The organism is Providencia sp. PROV032 (assembly GCF_028484875.1).
Taxonomy (GTDB): domain Bacteria; phylum Pseudomonadota; class Gammaproteobacteria; order Enterobacterales; family Enterobacteriaceae; genus Providencia; species Providencia rettgeri_E.
The window spans coordinates 49,665-70,665 of the sequence record NZ_JAMPSX010000011.1 but is presented as its reverse complement, the minus strand read 5'-3'; the positions used below and the strand labels follow the sequence as shown (position 1 = coordinate 70,665).

General features: G+C 40.3%; 19 protein-coding genes. 14 read left to right on the top strand and 5 right to left on the bottom strand.

The features are described from left to right. Positions 1-275 precede the first annotated feature (275 nt). Positions 276-2,456 (bottom strand): inverse autotransporter beta domain-containing protein, encoded by a 2,181-nt coding sequence (locus PSF42_RS10180; protein WP_272679958.1) that lies wholly within the window; start codon positions 2,454-2,456, stop codon positions 276-278. Positions 2,457-2,690: 234 nt separating this feature from the next. Here PSF42_RS10180 and rnz point away from each other — a divergent pair, with 234 nt between their 5' ends. After that, on the top strand, positions 2,691-3,605 hold the full coding sequence (gene rnz / locus PSF42_RS10175) for a ribonuclease Z (protein WP_272679957.1): 915 nt from the start codon (positions 2,691-2,693) through the stop codon (positions 3,603-3,605). Positions 3,606-3,647: 42 nt separating this feature from the next. Here the strand turns inward: rnz and deoR are convergent, their stop codons facing one another. Together deoR and deoC are read right to left on the bottom strand one after the other, a co-directional pair. Beyond that, a complete protein-coding gene (gene deoR / locus PSF42_RS10170) occupies positions 3,648-4,427 on the bottom strand; it encodes a DNA-binding transcriptional repressor DeoR (protein WP_125892869.1) in 780 nt (259 codons plus the stop codon). 55 nt (positions 4,428-4,482) lie between these two features. After that, positions 4,483-5,151, bottom strand: coding sequence for a deoxyribose-phosphate aldolase (gene deoC / locus PSF42_RS10165; RefSeq protein ID WP_140172627.1), 669 nt, complete (start codon positions 5,149-5,151; stop codon positions 4,483-4,485). Positions 5,152-5,319: 168 nt separating this feature from the next. Between deoC and rbsK the strand changes: the two genes are divergently transcribed. The 3 genes from rbsK (at position 5,320) to PSF42_RS10150 (ending at position 8,745) form a co-directional block, all read left to right on the top strand. Next, on the top strand, positions 5,320-6,249 hold the full coding sequence (gene rbsK, locus PSF42_RS10160) for a ribokinase (protein WP_272679956.1): 930 nt from the start codon (positions 5,320-5,322) through the stop codon (positions 6,247-6,249). Positions 6,250-6,357: 108 nt separating this feature from the next. Next, positions 6,358-7,665, top strand: coding sequence for an L-fucose:H+ symporter permease (fucP, locus tag PSF42_RS10155; RefSeq protein ID WP_272679955.1), 1,308 nt, complete (start codon positions 6,358-6,360; stop codon positions 7,663-7,665). A gap of 63 nt (positions 7,666-7,728) precedes the next feature. Continuing rightward, complete coding sequence (locus PSF42_RS10150; protein ID WP_272679954.1) at positions 7,729-8,745, top strand: aldose 1-epimerase family protein; 1,017 nt, start codon at positions 7,729-7,731, stop codon at positions 8,743-8,745. Between the two features lie 32 nt (positions 8,746-8,777). Here PSF42_RS10150 and PSF42_RS10145 read toward each other — a convergent pair whose 3' ends face one another. Further along, complete coding sequence (locus PSF42_RS10145; RefSeq protein WP_272679953.1) at positions 8,778-9,185, bottom strand: DUF2750 domain-containing protein; 408 nt, start codon at positions 9,183-9,185, stop codon at positions 8,778-8,780. Between the two features lie 143 nt (positions 9,186-9,328). Between PSF42_RS10145 and PSF42_RS10140 the strand changes: the two genes are divergently transcribed. The 5 genes from PSF42_RS10140 (at position 9,329) to PSF42_RS10120 (ending at position 15,182) form a co-directional block, all read left to right on the top strand. Next, complete coding sequence (locus PSF42_RS10140; protein ID WP_125892859.1) at positions 9,329-10,348, top strand: mechanosensitive ion channel family protein; 1,020 nt, start codon at positions 9,329-9,331, stop codon at positions 10,346-10,348. 272 nt (positions 10,349-10,620) lie between these two features. Continuing rightward, positions 10,621-12,780: an ornithine decarboxylase gene (locus PSF42_RS10135; protein ID WP_272679952.1), complete on the top strand. Its 2,160-nt coding sequence runs from the start codon at positions 10,621-10,623 to the stop codon at positions 12,778-12,780. Between the two features lie 97 nt (positions 12,781-12,877). Further along, positions 12,878-13,813: a uridine-preferring nucleoside hydrolase UriH gene (gene uriH / locus PSF42_RS10130; RefSeq protein ID WP_272679951.1), complete on the top strand. Its 936-nt coding sequence runs from the start codon at positions 12,878-12,880 to the stop codon at positions 13,811-13,813. Between the two features lie 3 nt (positions 13,814-13,816). Continuing rightward, positions 13,817-14,290 carry a DUF6882 domain-containing protein gene (locus PSF42_RS10125; RefSeq protein WP_125892853.1) on the top strand — a complete coding sequence of 158 codons (474 nt, stop codon included), beginning with the start codon at positions 13,817-13,819 and terminating at the stop codon, positions 14,288-14,290. Positions 14,291-14,387: 97 nt separating this feature from the next. Continuing rightward, positions 14,388-15,182 carry an inositol monophosphatase family protein gene (locus PSF42_RS10120; RefSeq protein WP_125892851.1) on the top strand — a complete coding sequence of 265 codons (795 nt, stop codon included), beginning with the start codon at positions 14,388-14,390 and terminating at the stop codon, positions 15,180-15,182. Between the two features lie 49 nt (positions 15,183-15,231). Here the strand turns inward: PSF42_RS10120 and cbrC are convergent, their stop codons facing one another. Continuing rightward, on the bottom strand, positions 15,232-15,819 hold the full coding sequence (gene cbrC / locus PSF42_RS10115) for a PF03691 family colicin E2 tolerance protein CbrC (protein ID WP_125892849.1): 588 nt from the start codon (positions 15,817-15,819) through the stop codon (positions 15,232-15,234). A gap of 243 nt (positions 15,820-16,062) precedes the next feature. On the opposite strand from cbrC, the gene PSF42_RS10110 reads away from it, so the two are divergent. From PSF42_RS10110 to PSF42_RS10090, 5 genes are all read left to right on the top strand, one after another. Further along, positions 16,063-16,272: a YdgH/BhsA/McbA-like domain containing protein gene (locus PSF42_RS10110; RefSeq protein ID WP_125892847.1), complete on the top strand. Its 210-nt coding sequence runs from the start codon at positions 16,063-16,065 to the stop codon at positions 16,270-16,272. A 264-nt stretch (positions 16,273-16,536) separates the two neighbouring features. After that, positions 16,537-17,538: a tRNA dihydrouridine(20/20a) synthase DusA gene (dusA, locus tag PSF42_RS10105; RefSeq protein ID WP_125892845.1), complete on the top strand. Its 1,002-nt coding sequence runs from the start codon at positions 16,537-16,539 to the stop codon at positions 17,536-17,538. A gap of 629 nt (positions 17,539-18,167) precedes the next feature. Continuing rightward, entirely contained in the window at positions 18,168-18,431 is a 264-nt protein-coding gene (locus PSF42_RS10100) for an XRE family transcriptional regulator (protein ID WP_272679950.1), read from the top strand. 50 nt (positions 18,432-18,481) lie between these two features. Next, entirely contained in the window at positions 18,482-19,774 is a 1,293-nt protein-coding gene (locus tag PSF42_RS10095; protein WP_272679949.1) for a dTDP-4-dehydrorhamnose 3,5-epimerase family protein, read from the top strand. Between the two features lie 11 nt (positions 19,775-19,785). Then, positions 19,786-20,967, top strand: a complete 1,182-nt coding sequence (locus PSF42_RS10090; protein ID WP_272679948.1) for an MFS transporter — start codon at positions 19,786-19,788, stop codon at positions 20,965-20,967. Positions 20,968-21,001 lie beyond the last annotated feature (34 nt).

The following is a 21,001-nucleotide window of genomic DNA, read 5'->3' as shown; positions in this document are numbered from 1 at the left end:
TATTCCTAGTTTCAATATTAACTGGGTTATTGTTGAATGCTTATAGTGGTAAGAGCTTGTGAATTAGTTTGACTTAAACAGAAGCAGAATTTACAAGGTGGAAAAAACCGGAATGGACGGCTTTTATTGGTAATACTAAAAAATAGTTTCCTCGCCTACATTAAAGTATTTTTATCGATTGGGAATAAACCTTAGTTGAATTTAAGAAGCCCCATAAGGGGCAATTTTAATACTGTAAAAACAACTAAATTAAGTCTATTTTATTGTTAGCAGTATTATCCCATTTTTTGAAATAGCTGCCTTAGCAAACCTAGTGGGGTGCGTGGATGGCTGTTTTGTTCATTTACTGGCGATTTGAAAAGAGTCCCTGTGCTTGGCTGAATATTTATCGCAGATGCATTCCTTAGAAAATTAACTTGTATTGTTCGACTATCGCCATTTAAGGTAGCAATGATATCCATGGAACCTTCGGCTAAGCTGCTGATTTCTAATTCTGTATTTCCATATTCATCAGTCAATTTAGTTGGTGAGATAACGCCATTTGGTGCTTCAAAATGAACCCGTGCCCCAGCGATGCTTTGTCGGCTATTATTCACAATATGCAGTTTAATTTTGTTTTTACTGATCCCATCTGCGACTGCATTATCTTGGATGATATCAATGCTACCAATAAATGACTGGCTAATATCGGGTTTAAAGTTATATATTTCATTAATTTCTACACCATGGTCCGTATTTGCCTTTATGGCATAGCTTCCTGATACTAAACTAGTAAATTGAATAGTGGCTTCACCTTTACTATTGGCAACGATGCTATAGGGTTGTTCATAAACAGATTTTGTCGCTTGGGCTTTCCACATAAAGTGATTAAGTAATGAATAATACCCCATATTTTTTTGATCAATAGAATTAAGACTTGCAGGCAATGTGAAATTGACTTTTGCATTGGGTACTAGGTTGCCAAGAGTATCTTTAATTACTACGGTGAATGTATTTGCGTCTTTACCGTTAGCGACGGCATTATTTCTTTTTACGGTATTTTTATGGGTGATGGTGAGAGCACCTGTATTGGTAACTTCAATTAACGTTTCCGCTTGTGGAGAAACATTTCCATGGGTGTCATAAGCCGTTACGGTTAAACGATAGAAGTTGAGCCGTTGGTTTTTTAATGCGTTGTTAGCAATTTTGTAAGATGGTAATTTTACCGAGCTTTCTGTGCCATTAAGGTGAATTTCCCCCCCAGCGGCGATCAATTCAGGGGCTTCTATCACTATTTTTTCTAGCGGGTATTTCGTGGTTAAATTGCGGATAATAGAAAGCTCTTCTCCTGTCACACCCTGAATAACTTTTGGTAATGAGAGTGAAATTAACGTTTTTTTTCGGTACTCCAACACAATATTGTTATTACGGTTAACAAAATCATAGCGGTTACTGGAAATATGGCGAGTAGCTTCTATCGCGGAAGCATCAAGATGTTGGGCTAAGCTTCTTCCTAGTAACCAATTAAACGCCACTTTTGCACTTGTTTCATTTGTCCCACTATTACCTATTTTATGCTCCGCATTTATCGCGAGCAGGGGAAATGGAGACCAATTGACGCCGACGGTAGCCGCCATTGGGTCTTTTTGGCGCGCATTTTTGCCAAATAAAGCGACGTCATCACCGTAATATTGTTCTAGTTTTAGGTTCGCACCTAAATTCGCATACGTGGGTAGCCAGCCTTCAAGTTGAATATCCCAACCGTTAGCGGGTCGCGAGTTATAATCATAGGCTAATTCGGATGCACTACGCCAAGTCGATAGCCCCAAATAGCTATTCGCACTCATTCGAACATAATCTTGAGCATATTCCACACCAAACCCTAAGCGAGAATGATAATGGGACAAATCATGATCAAAGAAAGCATTTGCCCCCATCATGCTACTTTTTTGGAAATAACGTAAACCGATACCGTTGTTGGTTTGTAGCCGGCCATCAGTACGGTGAATACTGTGCTGAGAAAATAACAACAAATTTTGCTGTTCATACCAAGGGACTAACCAATCTAATTGAGAGGTCTTAATTGACAATTTTTTATCTAGGTTAATATTGAGTCTGGCATTACCGGCTTTGGATAACCAATGTGTTATTTCATCCGTCGCCATATTTGCGGCTTTATGGCGAGCGTACTCTTGTGCCATATCCGCCAGATTTTGGGTATTTTTTTCTTCAGAAGCAAAGTTTGCGGCATTTTGCCCATATTCCGCTAAAAAACGTTCTGTACTATCTTCAGGTTGGGCTTTGGGTTGGGTTCCTTCAAATTGAATGGCTTGACTACCGAGTGTCGGTAAATCGTCTAAATGGACGATTTGGGCATAGCTTGGCATCATTGGTACTATTGCCGTAGACCAAATTGCCATTGAAAGTAGCAAACGGTTCGGTTGTTTCGGTTTCAATTTTGACGAAGGGGGATTCATCGAACATATTCCTGATATCAATATTAACATGGCTATTTTCAGGGCAGGCAGTGGTCAGTGCTTGTGAATTGATTGGATGAATGCGGAAGTGAGATTTATATATTGGAAATATTTGGAATAACGGGCTTTGGTTGATAATCAAAAAATACGGAATACTATACAGATTAAAATAAATGATTTTTTTATTGGAAAAAATCTTACCATAATAAAAACAACAAATTAGATGAGGAAGTTATGGAGCTAACATTTTTAGGAACCAGTGCTGGCGTGCCGACAAAAGAGCGCAATGTCACCAGTATGATATTAAATTTAGTCGGTATTCGTAAAAGCTATTGGTTATTTGATTGTGGCGAAGGAACACAGCATCGCATTTTAAATAGCCCATTTAAAACGCCAAAAATTGAGAAAATATTTATTACCCATTTACACGGCGACCACATTTTTGGCCTGCCCGGTTTGTTATGTAGCCGCTCAATGGGCGGGGCGACAGACCCACTGACGGTTTATGGCCCAAAAGGGTTAAAGCAATACATTGAAACGGTGCTAGCCGTGAGTATGTCTTATATGACCTACCCGTTGGAAATCGTTGAAATTGAAGCTGGGCAGTTATTTGACGATGGGGAGCTGATTGTGACGGCTTATGCCCTTGACCACCGTGTTGAGTGCTACGGCTATCGTATTGAAGAATACCCAAAGAGTGGTGCATTAGATGCAGCAAAATTAGCCAGTGACAATATTCCCCGAGGCCCTTGGATGCAAGCGCTTAAAGCGGGGGAAACGATAGTTCTTGATGATGGGCGAACAATCAATGGCGCTGATTACTTAGGTGAGCGGATCCCCGGCAAGGTTATTGCGATTTTTGGTGATACGCAACCGACGGAACAAGCGCTGGCACTCGCGAGAAATGCGGATGTGATGATCCACGAAACGACCTTAGAGGCTGAATTTGCCGAAAAAGCCAATGAGCGTGGGCACTCGACTACGGTACAAGCGGCGGAGTTAGCACGTGAAGCGGGAGTCAAACGATTTATTGCCACTCATTTGAGTGGTCGCTACCTGAGTGAAGATATACCGAGATTGCTTGCAGAGTGCCAATCGGTGTTCCCCGCAACAGAAATCGCAGAAGACTATTTAACCGTGAAGATTTAATGTTAGCGGGCAAGATATTGTCCGCTAAATCTATCGGCGATTTTAATAAATCACTTTCACAAAGCCATTACGGCAATATGTTTCATATTCATCAGAAAGCTGCCGGTTTGTGACAATCACATCAAATTGTGATAATTCCCCCATATTAGCGGTAGCGACTTCATCAAACAGGTTATAGGGCGCTAATAAAATCTTACGGATGGATTTCTCCATGGCTTTTTTCTTCATGGGTAAATCATCGAGATTATAGCAAGTTACACCAAAATTCCCATGTACACCGGCCGCTGAAATAAAGGCTTTTTTGGGGTTGATTGAATCCAGTAATGAAGGGAGTGAAGGGTTGTAAAAAGAGTCACTTTTAGGGCGATACTCCCCGCCACACAGTAGCGCGGTCGCATTTTTTTTCTGGCTAAGGGCGAGAAAAACGTTATGAGAGTAACAAATACCAGTGAAATTAATCTCTTCGGGGATGAGTGAAATCAAGGTGGCCATTTCAATGCCATTATCAAAGAAGATGACATCATCTTCAGTTACCATGCTTGCTGCAAGATTAGGAATATATAATTCTTCAGTTTGATCTGGCGTAAAAACATCCGCATGCGGCTCTTGGGTAACTAAATTGGCAGGTTGGGTAACAGAAACAATATAGCCGCCAAGGAGCGACATTGGGATGGGGCCTTCGGTGTCAGCGCTTAGGTCTCGTCGAATAGTCATTTCTGAGACTTCGAGTATTCTAGCTGCTTCTTTTAAATGAATGCGTCCTGAGCGTTTTAAACATTCACTTAAACGGCGAAGGCGTTCTTTTTGTTTAGTTTCTATCACCCTACAATCCTTTTATGAGATACAAAATTGGCGCGGTTAGACCGCGCCCATTGACTTAATAGTCACTTGGTTTGGTGTTATTGCCTGTGACAATGGCAACACTCGCACTTGCACCTACACGGTTTGCACCCGCTTCAATCATTTTAATTGCTGTTTCGCGGTCACGTACACCACCGGAGGCTTTTACACCGACTTCATCGCCAACGACTTTACGCATCAGGGCGACATGGTGTTCAGTTGCCCCCATTGTACTGAAACCTGTTGAAGTTTTCACAAAACCGACTTTAATTGTGCGGCAAATTTCACAAACTTGGGTAATTTCTTCATCAGTTAACAGGCAATTTTCTAAAATAACTTTTAATGTTGCTTTACCGCAGGCGGCAAATACAGCTTCGATATCACGACGGACAAAGTCTAAGTCGCCACTTTTGAGCATGCCAATGTTGATCACCATATCGACTTCATCAGCACCACGGCGTACAGCTTCTGCGGCTTCAAATGCTTTGGCTTCTGTTAAGCATGCCCCTAGTGGAAAGCCTACCACACAGCAAACTTTAACGTCGCTGTTTTTTAAAAGTTCGCTGGCTAAAGGAACATAACCTGTGTTCACACAGACAGATGCAAAATGGTGCTCTGCAGCTTCTGTACACAGTTTAGTAATATCGCTGACAGTCGCATTCGCAGCAAGTAAAGTGTGATCAATATATTTTGCTAAGTCTTGCATTTTCAACTTTCCTATATAAATGTGGGATAGACAACAAAGAATGAGGAAATGTGGTAGATATAACACTTGATCATTCGTTATTCGAGATCCTAATCACAAATGATATTTTTGCAACATGATAATGTTACCATCATATCATTATGTGATTTATTTAACACGAGGGACATTATGGATATAGCAGTTATTGGTTCAAACATGGTTGATTTGATCACTTACATCGATCAAATGCCAAAAGAAGGCGAAACGTTAGAAGCGCCAGCTTTCAAAATTGGTTGCGGTGGTAAAGGTGCGAACCAAGCGGTTGCTGCTGCTAAGTTAAATTCAAAAGTGATCATGCTAACCAAAGTCGGTAATGATATTTTTGCAGATAATACGATCCGCAATCTAGAGTCTTATGGCATTAACACCCGTTATGTGGAAAAAGTACCTTGTACCTCCAGTGGTGTTGCGCCAATTTTTGTTAATCAAAATTCATCAAATAGTATTTTGATCGTCAAAGGGGCGAATAAGTTTTTATCCCCTGAAGATATCGATCGCGCAGCGGAAAATCTGAAAAAATGTAAATTGATCGTTCTGCAATTAGAAGTCCAACTTGAGACCGTTTATCACGCAATTTCATTCGGTAATAAACATGGGATCCCTGTGTTGCTTAACCCAGCGCCTGCACAGCGTACTCTCGATCTGGATTTTGCTTGCCGATGTGATTTTTTTGTCCCGAATGAAACTGAACTCGAAATTTTAACCAATATGCCAGTCGACACGATGGATAACATTCGTCGTGCTGCGCAGTCTTTACTGGATAAAGGGTTAAAAAACGTCATCGTGACATTAGGGGAAAAAGGGGCGTTATGGATGACCCGCGACAGCGAGTTACACATACCCGCAATTAAAGTGAATGCGATTGACACCAGTGGTGCAGGGGATGCCTTTATCGGCTGTTTCTCTCATTACTATGTCCATACGGGGAATATTGAAGAAGCACTGAAAAAAGCTGTGATGTTTTCGGCTTTCAGTGTAACAGGGAAAGGCACTCAATCTTCTTATCCAAGTGTTGAGCAATTTAATGAATTTGTACAAATCAACACAGCTAATGAATAGCTAAATAATAATAGTCCAACGTAGCTATATACCCTTTGAAAAATTAAGTGGTCATCAGAGCCACATAGCCACTCATCGGGTATAAATTATAAAAATATAAGGGTTACTATGAACATTAAGAACATCACTCAGTTACCGGATGGCTACCTGAGTAAGACACCTCTATTCCAATTTATCCTACTATCGTGCCTGTTCCCATTGTGGGGATGCGCAGCAGCATTAAATGATATTTTAATCACACAGTTTAAAAGTGTCTTTGAACTCAGCAACTTCGCCTCTGCTTTAGTACAAAGCGCATTCTATGGAGGTTATTTCTTAATCGCTATCCCTGCGTCGTTAGTGATCAAAAAAACCAGTTATAAATATGCCATTATGGTCGGGCTGATCCTATACATCGCGGGTTGCAGTATGTTCTTCCCGGCATCTCATATGGCGACTTACACCATGTTCTTGGCTGCTATTTTCGCCATTGCGATTGGTTTAAGCTTCCTTGAAACCGCAGCGAATACTTACAGCTCAATGATAGGCCCTAAACAGTACGCCACATTGCGTTTAAATATTAGCCAAACTTTCTACCCAATTGGCGCAGCTGGTGGGATCTTACTGGGTAAATATCTGGTATTTTCCGAAGGAGAGAGTTTACAAAACCAAATGGCGGGAATGAATGCGGAACAAATCCATGAATTCCGTTTAGCCATGTTGGAAAATACCCTCGAACCTTACCGTTACATGATTATGGTATTGGTGGTGGTAATGATTTTATTCCTTATTACCAAGTTTCCTAAATGTAAAGTGGCAGAAACGCAAGATCATAAGCGTCCTACGGCGTTAGAAACCTTAAAATATTTAGCGAAAAATAGCCGCTTTAGAAAAGGAATTATCGCCCAGTTCTTATATGTCGGAATGCAAGTGGCTGTGTGGTCATTTACCATTCGCCTCGCGCTAGAGTTGGGGGATATTAACGAGCGTGATGCCTCGAATTTCATGGTGTACAGCTTTGCCTGTTTCTTTATTGGTAAGTTTATCGCCAATATTCTAATGACCCGATTTAATGCAGAGAAAGTCCTAATTATCTATTCGGTGATTGGTGCACTGTTCCTGATGTATGTTGCATTTATTCCGAATTTCACCGCGGTCTATGCAGCGGTCATGGTGAGTATTTTGTTTGGACCTTGCTGGGCAACCATTTATGCAGGTACTTTGGATACTGTTGATAATGAGCACACTGAAATGGCTGGAGCGGTCATTGTCATGGCGATTGTCGGTGCTGCGGTTGTTCCTGCGGTTCAAGGCTATGTTGCAGATATGCTTCACTCATTACAACTTTCATTCCTTGTTTCCATGTTGTGCTTCGTGTATGTCGGTATTTACTTTATTGGTGAACGCCGTTTTAAAGCGAAACAAGCCGCGAAATAGTGCCTAAATTGGGTAGTGTGAGCTACCCAATTCCATTTACCTCATTAAACCGTGAGTATGAAAATGAATACATTGATACCTCTTCACAAAAGCTTATTTACGGAAACCCCGACGCTTATTTTAAAAAATAACCAATTTACGGCCACTGCATTTCGTTACCAAACTGGCGTGGAAGGGCTACGAATTGAAAATCAACACGGGTATTTAACGATTTTACCTTTTTTAGGGCAAATGATTTGGGATGCAGAATTTTGTGGCCAAAATCTGAAAATGGAAAACATGTTTTCAGCGCCAAAACGTGTTCCAACGGTCGTTGAAACCTATGGTTGTTTTGCTTTTCACTCAGGCTTAATCAGCAATGGCTGTCCTTCCCCAGAAGATTCTCACCCATTACATGGAGAAATGCCTTGTGCAGCAATGGATAGCGCTTGGCTTGAACTGACAGGCGAAAGTTTAAAAGTTGTCGGTGAATATGAGTATGTGATGGGTTTTGGTCATCATTATCGTGCGACACCGTCAGTGCAATTAAACTCAGATAGCGCATTATTTGATATTCATATGTCAGTCACCAATTTAGCCTCGGTGCCTATGCCTCTCCAATATATGTGCCATATGAATTATGCTTACGTGGAGAATGCAACACTGACGCAAAATATCCCTGAAAATGCGATTAAATTGCGTGAATCAATACCAGGGCATGTTCAGCCAACTGAAAAATGGCTCGAATTTAATGAAGCGCTGAAATCCGGTAAAGTCACATTAAATCAGCTTAATCAGCCACAAATGTGTGACCCTGAAATTGTCTTTTTTATGGATGATCTTAGCCAATATACCGCAACGCCTGAGTTTAGAATGGTTTCACCCTCAGGGGATACGTTTGTCACTCGTTTTAAATCTAATGAACTAAATTATGCGACCCGTTGGATTTTGTATAATGGTGACCAAAAAGTTGGCGCATTTGTCCTCCCTGCAACGTGTCGTCCAGAAGGTTTCTTAGCGGCAAAAAATAGCCAAACACTGATTTGGTTGGAGGCGGGGCAAACCCGTGAATTTACTGTTACTACCGGTGTTGAAAAGTAGTTTTTATCTCAAAAAGGCAGCATTGCTGCCTTTTACTCATATTGCTGACATTCTTCTTCCAAATCAGCGAGAAGCGCCGCAGCATCATAAATCAGTGTTTTTTTCCCATCAGATTGCATCATCAAAGCAACCTTAATATTTGCGTCATGCATATCAGGTAGCATTTCTGTCATCAAGTGTTCAAGCGTAAATGACATTGGCGTAAAATTCGCCCATTCACCCGTTAAACATAACTCAACATACGCTCTGGCCGGCCATAGGGGCAGAAAGAGGCAGTTTTCATCATTCCATGCGGTAACGAGGTTTTGCCCATCGCCGAGGCTCCATACCTGCTCCCAGTCAGCGATTTTACTGACAAAATAGCCATACTGCTGGTGCGGCCTAAGCGCATAAACATTGTGTATTTCTTTGTCGTTTGGGGAAAATAGCTTTTTATTCATTATTGGATAATCTAAAAAGTAACTGATAATTATTGGGAAAATTATCTTTATAATTGTTATCTTAATAATAAGATAACGAGAAATAATACACAGTAAAACAAATAAAAATAAAGCCTATCAGGTAAATTTTAGGGCGGTTAGAAATGATAGAAGCACTACTTGAAAAATATGCGATTGGCATGACACTGATTGCCGCTTTTCTCGCAATCTATTTAGCTTTTGAGATTGTACATAAACGACGTAAACATAAACATAAGCGCAAAAGTATTTTGATCCATGTGGTTCAAACCCTAGTGCTGTGTGGCGTAGTTATTGTTATTGCTCAATATGTCGATATGGCAGCAACGGATTTTGATTTAACGTTTATTTCAACCTCTTTGGTTAATTTTGTCACTATCTCATTGATTGCATTGATTTTAATGAGAAAACTGTTCCAGTTGGCGAACCGACTAGAAAAAACACAGATTAAAAAAGGCAGCGACCCCACTTCGGCTCGTATTGTCGCCCGCGTATTTAAAACCGCAATATTTGTCATTATGGTGCTGCTGTTTGGTGAGCATTTTGGGATGAGCTTGTCTGGTTTGATGGCATTTGGTGGGATTGGCGGTATTGCTATCGGTATGGCCGGCAAAGATATCTTAAGTAACTTTTTCTCAGGGTTAATGCTCTATTTTGACCGGCCCTTTAATATTGGTGATTGGGTCAGTTCACCGGATAGAAATATTGAAGGCACGGTGGTTGAAATTGGCTGGCGGATCACCAAGATTATTACGTTTGATCACCGCCCGTTATACATTCCTAACTCGGTTTTTTCTTCTATTAGTGTGGAAAATCCGGGGCGCATGACTAACCGACGCATCAAAACTGAAATTGGTTTACGTTATGAAGATTCAGACAAAATTGGGGCGATTGTCGACGATATCCGCACGATGTTGCAACAAGATGCCAATATCGATACCAGCCAAACTTTATTAGTTTATTTCGATACGTTTGCCGATTCTTCGTTAAATATTATGGTGTATTGCTTTACCAAAACAACAGTTTGGGCTGAATGGTTAGCCGCTCAGCAAGCGGTGTATTTGAAGATCATTGAGATAGTTAAACGCCACGATGCGGACTTTGCATTCCCATCACAGACTTTGTATGTAGAAAAAAACAACTAACGTCCCATTACGGATAAATTGGCCGATTAATTGGTGGTGATCACCAGGTTAATTGGTTAATTTATCTTTTTATTATCTTTATGATGGCCTGAAATATGGAGGGGTGGGTTGTGATGAGATAGAATTTTTATGCTATTAACCAGTGGCTTATAAAATATATTCAACTTTCCAAATCTGGCTATCTTTTCTGCCCATGCTAATCATTTCAATTCCCTGATCTATCAAGTATATTGTCCGCCTCTTTTCCTCAGCTAACTAAGAGCCAGACTGCTATGAACAAAATCAATGTGGCATGTAGCCAGGGGGTCGCAATCTATTTCACTAATCAATTTCAGTGGGTAGATATTCGCGATGCACAGTTAAACAATATTGCTGCTGTTGTGCTATCTGAACAAGATGCCAACCAAGGCCTGTGGGAAAGAGTCGTTGAGAGCCAGCTAAGTATTCCGCTGTTTATCATCAGTGATAAACAGCTGCCAACCGATGGAAACTTACCACCTTATTTAACAGCGTTATTACCGCCAGCGCCCGCTGCTCGTGAAGAAAATAGCCGTCAATTGCTCGATGCTGCGGATCAGTATCTTAAACAGTTATTACCGCCATTTTTTGCTCGAATGATGGATTATGCTGCGGGTCATAATGTGACTTTTGCCTGTCCGGGGCATCAAGGCGGCCAATTTTTCCGTCGCCACCCGACAGGGGAACAATTTTATCAATTTTATGGCGAAAACCTGTTCCGTACCGATTTATGCAATGCCGATGTGGCAATGGGCGATTTATTGATCCACGAAGGTGCCGCGAAAGAGGCACAAAAATTCGCCGCGAAAGTGTTCAATGCGGACAAAACGTATTTTGTGTTAAATGGCACCTCATCATCCAACAAAGTGGTGCTAAATGCGCTATTAACACCGGGTGATTTGGTTTTGTTCGATCGTAATAATCATAAATCAAACCACCATGGGGCGCTGATACAGGCGGGAGCCACACCAGTTTACCTTGAAACGGCACGTAATCCTTTTGGCTTTATCGGAGGAATTGATGCGCACTGTTTTGATGATCATTATTTACGTGGGCTTATCCAAGAAGTGATGCCGGAAAAAGCTCAGGCCAAGCGGCCATTCCGCTTAGCGGTGATCCAGCTAGGGACTTATGACGGTACAGTGTATAACGCAAGGCAAGTCGTTGATAAAATAGGTCATTTATGTGATTACATTTTATTTGATTCTGCGTGGGTGGGCTATGAACAATTTATTCCAATGATGCGCCAGTGCTCGCCATTGCTACTTGAATTAAATGAAAACGACCCTGGGATTATGGTGACTCAGTCGGTTCATAAGCAATTGGCTGGTTTTTCTCAAGCCTCACAAATCCATAAAAAAGATAACCACATCAAAGGACAAGAGCGTTTTGTTTCACACAAAAAACTCAACAATGCTTTTATGATGCACGCCTCTACCAGCCCATTTTATCCCTTATTTGCCTCTTTAGATGTGAATGCACGTATTCACCAAGGTGATGCAGGAAAAATGATGTGGATGGACTGTGTGAAAGTGGGGATTGAGGTAAGAAAATGGATACTTCAGCATTGCCGTTATTTTAAGCCTTTTGTCCCTGAAATGGTGGATGGCAAGGCATGGCATGAATACCCAACGGAGCAAATCGCTGCGCAGCAGCGCTTCTTTAATTTCATACCGCAAGAGCGTTGGCATGCGTTTGAGGGGTATTCACAGGACCAATACTTCGTTGACCCTTGCAAATTGATGCTAACAACCCCGGGTATTGATGTCGAAAGTGGCGAATATGACGCTTTTGGCGTTCCTGCGACGATTTTGGCGCATTTTTTACGTGAACACGGTGTGATCCCTGAGAAGTGCGACTTAAATTCAATTTTGTTTTTGTTAACTCCCGCAGAAACCCGTGAAAAACTGGAGCTGTTAGTCTCTCATTTAGTCCGTTTCGAACAGTTACTGGATGAAGACGCACTATTGGAAGAGGTTTTGCCATCGGTTTATCAACGTTATCAGGCACATTACCAAGGCTACACATTACGTCGCCTGTGCCAAGAAATGCATCAGCTCAGCGTTAATGACAACATTAAACAGCTGCAAAAAGAGATGTTCCGTAAAAATCACTTCCCTGAAGTGAAAATGGCGCCTCAGCAAGCGCATTTAGAATTTATTCGTGGTAACTGTGAATTATTGCCGTTAGATGAATTAGAAGGACGTATTGCTGTTGAAGGTGCGCTACCGTACCCACCGGGTGTATTGTGTGTGGTGCCAGGGGAAGTGTGGTCAGGCCCAGTACTGCGCTATTTCAAGGCACTAGAAACGGGGATTAATGCATTACCGGGCTTTGCGCCTGAGCTACAAGGTGTGTATATTTCGAAAAATGAAGGTGAGAAAAAACGTGTCTATGCGCATGTTTTGAAATAAATTTCCAAGTATTCAGATATTAAGCATAGATTTTGCCTTGCTAGCTCGCTAAATTGGGGTCAGTGCCATTTCTGACTCCAATTTAAGAAGGTAAGGTATGAGCAAAAAAATAATCCTCGATTGTGATCCCGGCCATGACGATGCTATCGCGTTATTACTGGCCTATGGTAACCCTGACATTGAATTATTGGCGGTAACAACGGTTGCCGGCAATCAAACCCTCAAAAAAGTCACTCATAATGCATTGGCTATCGCTGAAATGGCGAAGATCACCGGTGTTCCATTTGCCGCGGGTTCGGTTCGCCCCTTAGTTCGGGAAATTGAAGTCGCACCTGATATTCATGGGGAATCAGGTCTCGATGGGCCTGTATTACCAACACCCACATTGACGCTTGATGAACGGCATGCGGTTTCGCTGATTATCGAAACGATTATGTCTCATCCTCCTAAAACAGTGACTTTAGTGCCTACCGGTGCATTAACCAATATTGCGCTTGCTGCTCGTCTTGAACCGCGCATTGTCGAACGAGTTAAAGAAGTGGTGCTGATGGGAGGGGGCTACCATGTTGGAAATTGGAGTGCAGTGGCTGAATTTAACATCAAAATTGACCCAGAAGCGGCTCATATTGTTTTCAATGAAAAGTGGCCACTAACCATGGTGGGGTTAGATCTCACCCATCAAGCGCTGGCTACCGCTGATGTTGTGAAAGAAATTGCTGAGATTGGCAGTGATTGTTCGCAATTTGTCGTCGAATTACTGGATTTCTTTGGGAAAATGTACAAACAAGCTCAAGGCTTTGATGCTCCGCCAGTACACGACCCTTGTGCGGTTGCCTATGTCATTGATCCGACAGTAATGACTACGCAAAAAGTGCCTGTGAATATTGAGCTGACAGGCACGCACACGCTAGGCATGACTGTGGCTGATTTCCGTCATCCGGCGCCTGAAAATTGCCATACTCAAGTCGCGGTTAAGTTAGACCATCATAAATTTTGGCAGTTAATTATCAATGCATTAAAAAATATTGGGTAATAAATGGATAATGAAATAGAACAGATGCCTTATGAGGCATTAATTGAACGCAGTATGAATGCGTTACAGGCCAAAAACCAATTTCATTGTGATACATGGAAATTAGATGAAGCCGATTGGTCCGTGAACCAAGACGAAGGAACCATTATTTTTCATGCGCCTGACAATCTAATGGCAACAGCGCCAGTGCAAATTGTTGGTACTTATGACCAAAACCAAGGCAGTTGGATGTGGAGTTGGGCAAACAGTTCTATCGACAGCGCTTTAACCCAAGATGCAATCGCAGTGAAAGCTTATGGTGAGCGGAGAGATAACGCATTATTGACTGCTCGAATTAGTCACATCGAAGAATATGATGCATGGCAATTAACGGCATTGGCTTGCGAACTCAATAGTCAGCAAGGGGTATACCGTGGAATTGCGGGGCATACTTTGATATTTATGACATTTGGTGAAGTGTCTCTTCAACAAATTTAGGTCATATGGGGGCTCTATGGTCGATAAGGCATTTTAGCGCCTTTATGCTATAACTAGTCCGTTATACTCAATTTCTTTTTCAATGAGGAGCCTGGTCATGTTAGATATTGCACTTGAAGCCGCTGAATTAGTCAAAACCATGACGGTAGACGCTTTTGAAGGGGCTGGAAAGTTTGATTATAAACCTGATCGTTCCGTAGTTACGGAAACGGATACTCGAGTTGAAGAAGAAATTAGGTCATTCTTTGCACAAAAAACACCGAATATCGCTGTTTTAGGTGAGGAGTTTGGCTTTATTGGTGAGCAGCAATTCAGTTCTGGCTGGGTAATTGACCCGATTGATGGTACGCGTGCATTTATTTATGGAGTGCCATTATTTAGTACGCTAATTGCTTATGTGGAAAATGGGGAACCATTACTTAGTGTGATTAGTTTTCCTGCGATATCCACACTCTACTTTGCCTCACAAGGGGAAGGGTGCTGGGTGCAAACAGCTCGTCAGGCTCCAAGACAACTTAAACTCGAAAGCCAATCGCCTAAATCATTATCAGAAGCCGTGGTAAGCGCATCAGGTATTCATAGTAGTAATTATAATTCCCGAGAAGGGGCGCAAATTTATCATTTGGATGCAGTTGTGGGCCAAGCAAGGGATTTTATTTTTGCCAATGATGCATATCAGCATGCCATGGTTGCTAGTGGTCGTATTCATGGTGCGATTGATACCATAATGAAACCTTGGGATAGTGCAGCACTTATTCCGTGCATCCGAGAGGCGGGCGGGGAAGTTTGTGCATTAAATGGACAGCGTCAGCAAGCCATGTTTGCAGGAAGCTTACTATCAGCCGCGACGCCAGAATTAGCTGAGCAAATTATTGAACTGATGAATAGTTGAAGATGAAAGCCTGAAGACAGGCTTCTTCACGCGATTTAGTTGGTATAAATTAGCTAAAATCAAAATGCAAACGTAGTTTTTTGCAATGTAAACAACGAAATAAATAACCTTGAGCAGCGCTATCTTGATGGAGAATATTTGCGAGCTCTGAAATTGAAAAACCGTAATCAGCGATATCATTTTCAAGGGAAACAAATTCACCCAGTCTATCTTTGATGTCATCCCAATAAACATAGCCTATAAATTCACAAGGCTCTTGGCAGTGTGCGAGCCAAATTTCTTGTTGCCACCCTTGATAGCCCGGTGTTCGTTTAATTAGTTCATCAAAAATTTCAGTAGGATAGGGGGTTAGGGTATGTGAAAACTCACCGTCTTCGTCATATTCGCAATCAATACCTTCAACACTGGCAGGGTCTTGAAACTCACCATCAAATTTTGCACTGGCAGAACCATCGGCAATACACCAAGGACACAAAGTATCAATGTCCTCAATAGAATAAAACGGGCTTTCATAATAAATATCAGTAGGTTGCTTACAGCAATCACAGGTTACTGTTTTATCCGTCAGAAAAGCTTCAGTTTCAATAGGATTCGGATGGTACCTAAATGTAGGGAGTGTTCGGTTATTGAGTGGCATATACAGTTCCTATTAAAGGTTGCGCGAGAAGTAAACCAACTTTGGGAAAGCATAGCACAAGGCTGCTTGATTATATCTTTCGGTTTTATTCCATGGTGAGTTTCAGATAAAGTAAATTATTCAATTAATTTGAATAAGTTGAGCGATATTATTAGCTTTAACCTAAATAACGTTGTCGATAAGATACCTTCATCGCAGACAACAAGGGTTGTCTCATCGAATAATAAGTGAAGGAATTAGATTATGAACATGTTAAAAACATTGATGGCAGCTTCTGTATTATCTATGGTCGCATTTGGTGCATCAGCAGCAACAATTACTGCAACAGGTGATACACTAGCTTCAACAGAAGCAAAAATTGCAGCTAAAGCTAAAGCCGCGGGTGCAGATAGCTATACCATTACCAGTGCTCGTATGGGAAATTTTGTCACAATGAGCGCAGAAACTAACTAATTAATGAGTCTGAATTGTTGTTGAAGTTTTTTATCTGAAAATGGCGTTTTAAGTTGGATTTAAACGCTGTTTTTAGGTTGATACATTGCGATATAGTAAAACAAGTATTTGTAATTTTAAAACCCTCGGTGTGGATTTGCATATCGGGGGCTGTTTGTTGTAATCAATCGCGCTCAGCGCTCGATATGCTATAATCCCTTTCTTTCATTGCCGCAGCTCGCTATTTTCGGGGCTAGATAACCGATACCAATACACAAGACCAACATGCATCAAAATACCTCAAAACAAGGCTACACCAACCTAAACCGATTTTCCGTTGCGCCGATGCTCGATTGGACAGATCGCCATTGCCGTTATTTTCATCGTTTATTAAGCAAAAATACCTTGCTGTATACCGAAATGGTCACAACAGGGGCGATTATTTACGGAAAAGGGGACTATCTTGCCTTTAGTGAGGAAGAGCATCCTGTTGCATTGCAGCTTGGTGGTAGTGACCCAGCCGCATTGGCGCAATGTGCTAAGTTGGCGCAAGAACGTGGTTATGATGAAATCAACCTAAATGTCGGGTGCCCATCAGATCGCGTACAAAATGGGCGTTTTGGTGCTTGTTTAATGGGGGACGCCCAATTGGTTGCCGATTGCGTGAAAGCCATGCAAGACGTGGTTTCTATCCCAGTAACCGTAAAAACCCGTATTGGAATTGATGAGCAAGATAGTTACGCGTTTTTATGTGATTTCATTGAAACCGTTTCAGATAAAGGCGGTTGCGAAATGTTTATTATCCATGCGCGTAAAGCATGGCTATCTGGCCTTAGCCCAAAAGAAAATCGCGAAATCCCACCATTAGACTACCCGCGAGTTTATCAATTAAAACGTGATTTTCCTCATTTGACGATGGCGATTAATGGTGGAGTCAAAACGCTGGAAGAAGCAAAAGAGCATCTTCAACACCTAGATGGCGTGATGGTGGGGCGCGAAGCCTATCAAAACCCCTCAATTTTAACGGCAGTGGATAACCAATTGTTTGGGGAGCACTTTCCTGTCACGAATGGTGTTGATGCGGTTAGGGCGATGTACCCTTATATAGAAAACGAATTATCAAAAGGCGCGTATTTAGGTCATATGACTCGCCATATGTTAGGGATTTTCCAAGGTATCCCCGGTGCACGTCAGTGGCGCCGTCATTTAAGTGAAAATGCGCATAAAAAAGGGGCTGACTTAGCCGTTGTTGAGCAAGCTCTCGAATTTGTGACACGTGGTGAGTGAGTATAAATTACTCGTAAAGGCAAAACTCTAGCTCAATTACAGTTACTTTATGTAACTTTATGGATTGTATAATATTTGTTCAGTTTGAGTGCGATCTTAATTGAACAAGTATAGGAATGTTTAAATGCATACGGTTATGTAATTCATTGAAATACTAATATCTTATTGATTTCGCACGTTGCCAAGACCTAAGCCAGCTTTCGCTGGCTTAGGTCTTTGAAAAGGGGTGACATATGCAGCGATCCTCTCTATTTTCTTTACTCATTTCATTCTTTATTTGATGGGCTTCCTTGGCGAAAATTCCATCGAGATAATCGATTATGTAAAAGCCAATTATCGTCAATCGCAGACTGCAATGACATTTCTTGAATATAAAAGATCTAGTGAATGGTAAGTTCTATTTCTTGAATGGATATTTGTTACTATTTTTATTATATAACTTTATATTAAATATATGTGAATATTAATATCGAAATTTTGGTGTTTTTTGGATTAAAAAACTAATTGGTTATTGACAGAATAAAAATGTCGATGCTATAAGTGTTAATGAAATGTTTTTTTAATGTTTCATTTCACCTTCATGACATAAACATACCCATATACTTTTTAATCTAAAGTAAGGAGCTCATATGAGCGAAATTCAAAATATAGCCCGCCTATACAAATCTCCAAAAAGTGTTGAAGTAATAAATGCAGAAGGAAATAGTTTTACTGACATGATCCTACAGACAAAATCTGTGGCAACTGTTGCTTTAGATAAGCTTGCTTATCTGGCTGGAATCAAAAATGCACCAGCAGATGATAAATATTATCAACTTAATACAAGTAGCCTAAGCGAACTAATAAAAAGTACAGAAAGTGCAGGTTATGACATAGAAGTGGTCAATATTTAATTATCTTGGCGGCCTGTAGGTTAGGGCTGCCACCTTAAATGAGGTTTTATATGGATGAAATTAATGATCTCAACCAAAAAATAACTATTACAGGGTTACATTGGATCTCACGATGGAGAGTTAATAATGGAAAGTCAGACTCATATGTTATTCCTTTCGTTACTACCTATCCTATAAATATTATCTATCATGGTGAGCATGAATTTAAATACGGTCAGTATGGGATTCATTTAGGCCAGCAAGATATGCTGACTTTCATCGGAAATACAGAGCAAATCATAACTGCAAAATTCATCGATTGCCGTGCAAATTCCCCCACATTCAGAGTATCATTGGAATTTAATATTACTCCATCTTCGGCAAAAACACTTGTAATTCCACCTGGCATTGCTCATACATTTCATAATCTGGAAAATATATTCACAATTAATTCCTATGCACTTTTTCTTCCTGATATTGAAACATTATCGCGACCTGACCTTACTTGGTTTCCTGACAATGATGTTATAAATATACCAGAAAATGTTCATCCTTTAGAGGTATCTGGCTACTTTCCAATGACAGAAGAAGCAGCTGATATTGTTTATCATCGTATTGCTGAATATCAGCATAAAAATTTAATGAAACACAAATTTCAACATTCTGAAACTCGAGAGCTTAACTTAGATGATGGAAGCAAAATAAATGTACGTATCAGAGAGAAAATTAATGATGATGAGGTTTTGGTTCTACCTAATTCAATAATTATTGGTGTTGAATTTAAAGAAATTCCATCAGTCAAAACAGGGAAATACAGTGGAATTGTCCCACTGACAAGAATGTCACCGATGTATATTGTAGAACATGGTTATGAATATTACGATTTTGATTCTTATGGATTACATTTGGGCCAAGAAGACCATTTAACTTTTCTGGGCAAAGCCGAACATCAAATTACACTAAAGCTAGTTGATATGAGGGAAGGTTCGGATACTATTTTCGTTGAAGATGAAATAACATTCACTCCTTTGCCTAATGTGGAATTAGTTATTCCATGTGGTGTAGCGCATGCCCTGATGAATATGGCTGGCGTGGTTACTGTTAATAGACCGATTATTTATATCAGTGAGGATAAAGAATATATTCCTGGTCATGATGTAATAGACTGGCCAATAAAAAATCTAAATTATATGAGTTATAAGACAAATAATATCAAAGCAGATAAAAAATACTATGAGTTTCTGATTGAGAAGCAGAAGGAAATAGTCAGAGAGGCACCCACGCACAACACACCTAAATCAGTAGTGGTATTTGATGATAAGTTAGGTCGATATGTTAAAGTGTTATTGAAGGAGAAGGTATAAAAATATAAGTTATGAGCAACCTATTCTTTTTAATGCTTTTTTGCGTACTTACTGCGGATGGCCTTATGGTCTTTCTCACGCCAGTTCTAGTTTACCAGTTAACAGGTAGTATTGAATATTCAGGTTTATCCTATGCTCTATGGTGGTTACCAAGAATATTAATTATTCCACTTATTGGTAAATACATTGATAGACTTGGAGTACGCCCACTTTCTATTTTATCTGATGTTATCAAATCAATAGGATGTCTATTTTTAGCTTTCAATGATTTTTCTTCAGACCTAATAATTGCAGTCGCATTTGGTATTGTGGGTAGCCTAATATCAATAGGAAATTCTCAAACTATTATTTCTTATGAGAAAATTATCTCATTAATAAGTTACAAAAAGGAATATCATGTTAATTTAATATCAAGAATGGACTTTTCTGGAATGATAGTAGGTCCATTGATTGGCATGATAATTATCGACTATGGGACTCGTACAGTACTTATCATTCCACTTTTACTTTATATTATTAATGCTCTTTTTTTTATTTTAAAGAAAAAAGAATTGAGCAATATGAAGCATGAAGATAATCAGAATGTTTCAGGTCAGGAAAATGGGCTGTTCAAACACCATTTTATCTATATTTTTTCTATACCAATATTGTTTTTAACCGTATTACTCGCCATTGGTAATAATATGTTTGATAGCATTATTGAATCGAGTGGTACGGCATTGATTGACAAAGAAATGGGGCTTCCTGCGAAGTATTTCGGTTTTATTGATGTTGCGGCTGGCCTTTGTGGTGTCACTGGAACCTATCTCTATAGTTCATTAACTCACTTTATTCAGCGGAAAAAACTTCTACTTAGCGCGGTTCTGATTATTACGGGGAGTTCGATTTTTTTAATATCATATCCTTCATCATTTATAATATTCGTTTGTTTCTACGCAATTTCTATTATTGGTAAAGTCTTTACAGGAAATATTTGTCGAATGGTACGTATAGAATGTATTCCGTCAAATTATTTTGCTGGAGTCTCATCTATTATTGTATTGCTTAATCAGTCTGTGCTCCCTTTTATTGGAATGGTTATATACTTTTTTGGCGATTCAACAACTGTTATTTATTATTTTATGTCAGTAGCAGTAATGATTTCTTTTATATCTGGCGTCTATGTTTATCGGCACATAGCTTCCTCTGTTTAAGCTCTAGAATTAAATCTTAAAAATAGATAAAGCC